The organism is Ideonella azotifigens, from assembly GCF_006519715.1.
Lineage (GTDB): Bacteria > Pseudomonadota > Gammaproteobacteria > Burkholderiales > Burkholderiaceae_C > Ideonella > Ideonella azotifigens.
In genome coordinates, this window is the sequence record NZ_VIDT01000813.1 from 1 (window position 1) to 2,189 (window position 2,189).

The 2,189-nt window shown below is 69.4% G+C and carries 3 protein-coding genes; all 3 read right to left on the minus strand.

Annotated features, from left to right (window positions below; translation table 11 throughout):
* Window positions 1-267: AIR synthase related protein (locus FKP22_RS27965; protein WP_233446986.1), on the minus strand; the 267-nt coding region annotated here is incomplete at its 3' end.
* Between the two features lie 37 nt (window positions 268-304).
* A complete protein-coding gene (locus FKP22_RS27970; protein WP_231010310.1) occupies window positions 305-964 on the minus strand; it encodes a response regulator transcription factor in 660 nt (219 codons plus the stop codon).
* Window positions 961-2,189: sensor histidine kinase (locus FKP22_RS27975; RefSeq protein WP_141291309.1), on the minus strand; the 1,229-nt coding region annotated here is incomplete at its 5' end. The genes FKP22_RS27970 and FKP22_RS27975, both read right to left, overlap by 4 nt.

A 2,189-nucleotide genomic window follows, 5' to 3' on the forward strand; every position in this document is an offset into this window, starting at 1 on the left:
CCGGGGCAGCGCCAGGCTCAGCGTGAAGCCCAGTGGCTTGGCGCCGCAGGCGGCCAGGTCGCTGAGGTTGACGGCCAGCGCCTTGTGGCCCAGCCGCGCCGGGTCCACGGTGGACAGGAAATGCCGGCCCTCGACCAGCAGGTCGGTCGACACGGCCAGCTGCATGCCGGGCGTGGGCTGCAGCAAGGCGCAATCGTCGCCCACGCCCAGCACGGCGCGCTGCACGGGGCGCTTGAAGAAGCGGTCAATCAGTTCGAATTCGCCCAGGGACATGGGCGGTATTGTCGGTCAGCGGAACACGGGATCAGGGGCGCAAAAGATTGGCCAGCTCGACGGCGGATTTGACGTTCATCTTCTCGAAGACGCGTGCCCGGTGGACCTCGACGGTGCGCACGCTGATGTCCAGCGCGTCGGCGATCAGCTTGTTCGGCCGGCCTTCGACCACCAGCTGCATGACCTCGCGTTCGCGCTCGGTCAGCTCGGCCAGCGCGCGCTGCACCTCGCGCTTGGCCAGGCGCTGCAGCAACACCGCTTCGCTGGCCTGCAAGGCATGTTCGACCCGGTCCACCAGCGCGTTGTCCGAGAACGGCTTCTCGACGAAATCGAAGGCACCGCGCTTGACGGCGGCGACGGCGGTCGGCACGTCGCCATGACCGGTCAGGAAGATCACCGGCAGCACCTGGGCCAGGCCACGCTCGACCAGCCGGTCGAACAGCGCCAGCCCGTTCATGCCGGGCATGCGCACGTCCAGCACCAGGCAGGACGGCGCGGTCGGCCAACTGGCGGCCAGGTCGGCATGGGCGCCGCGCTGATTCAGCAGTTCTTCGAAGGCCTCGGCGCTGGCGAAGCCCTCGGACAGCAGCCGGCGCGAGCGCAGCAGCCAGGCCAGGGCGTCGCGCACCACGTCCTCGTCGTCAACGAGGTAGACCATGGGCAGGCCGAAGCGGGACGAGGTGGGCGTCATGGCGTCATGGCAGAAGAAGGCGCGTTGCGGCGCGGGCTGTCGGGCGCTGGAAGGGTAAACCGGAATTCCGTGCCGGCGGGAGAGGCCTCGCTGTTGGCCGGCCCATGGTCCAAGGTGCCGCCATGTTGCTCGATGACGGTGCGGCAAAGCGAGAGGCCAAGGCCCATGCCTTCCTGGCGGGTGGTGAAAAACGGCGTGAACAGCCGCGCCGCCACTTCCGGCGCAATGCCGGGTCCGGCATCGGCCACGCTGAACTGCACCCAGCGCGGCTCGTGCTGGCGCACCTTCAGCGTGAGCACCCGCTGGGCCAGCGGCGTCTGGTCGGTCTCCATGGCCTGGATCGCATTGCGCGTCAGGTTCAGCAGCACCTGCTCGACCATGGTGCGATCGGCCTGCACGCTGGGCACCGGCTTGGGCAGGTCCAGCTCGATGCGCGTACCGCTCTTGCGCGCCTGCAGGCGCACCAAGGGCAGCACGGCCTCTATCAACTGGTCCGCCGCCACCACCTCGCGCGACTGCTCGCGCCGACGCACAAAGCCGTGCACGCTCTTGATGACACGCCCTGCCCGCTCGGCCTGCTCGGCAATGCGTTCGATGGCCTGGCGCACCAGCTCCAGCGTGTCCGGCTCGGGCTCGGCCATCAGGTTCAGCGAGCCGGTGGCGTAGCTGGCAATCGCCGCCAGCGGCTGGTTCAGCTCGTGGCTCAGCAGCGAGGCCATTTCGCCGACGGTGGCCAAGCGCGCCGCGGCCTGCAGCCTGTCCTGCTGCTGGCGCGAAAGCTCTTCCATGCGCCGCTCGCCGCTGACGTCCAGGATCGCCCCCATCCAGCCCACATGGTGGCCCACCCGGTCGTGCAGCGGCGCCTCGTAAATCATCACCGGGAAACGCTCGCCGCCGCGGCGCATGAACACGGTTTCGTAGCCCTCGCGGTGCACGCCGCCGCCGTCCACGCCCAGCTGCAGCCGGGTGTCCTGGCGCCGCAGGTATTCCTCGACCTGCTCGGGTGGCCAGTAAGGCGGCGGAAAGCGGCCGATCAACTCTTCCGGCGCATAACCCACCATCTCGCTGAAGGCCGGGTTCACATAGCTGACGCGGCCTTGCACATCGCGTGCGCGCAGGCCGGTGACCAGCGAATCCTCCATCGCCCGGCGGAAGGCCAGCGACTCGGCCAGCGCGGTCTCGACCTGGCCGCGGCGGCGCACGTCGCGCACCAGCAGCACCACCA

Bases quoted from the DNA above. Each gene is read 5' to 3' on its own strand.
- FKP22_RS27970 (WP_231010310.1), bottom strand. From the start codon at position 964: ATGACGCCCACCTCGTCCCGCTTCGGCCTGCCCATGGTCTACCTCGTT.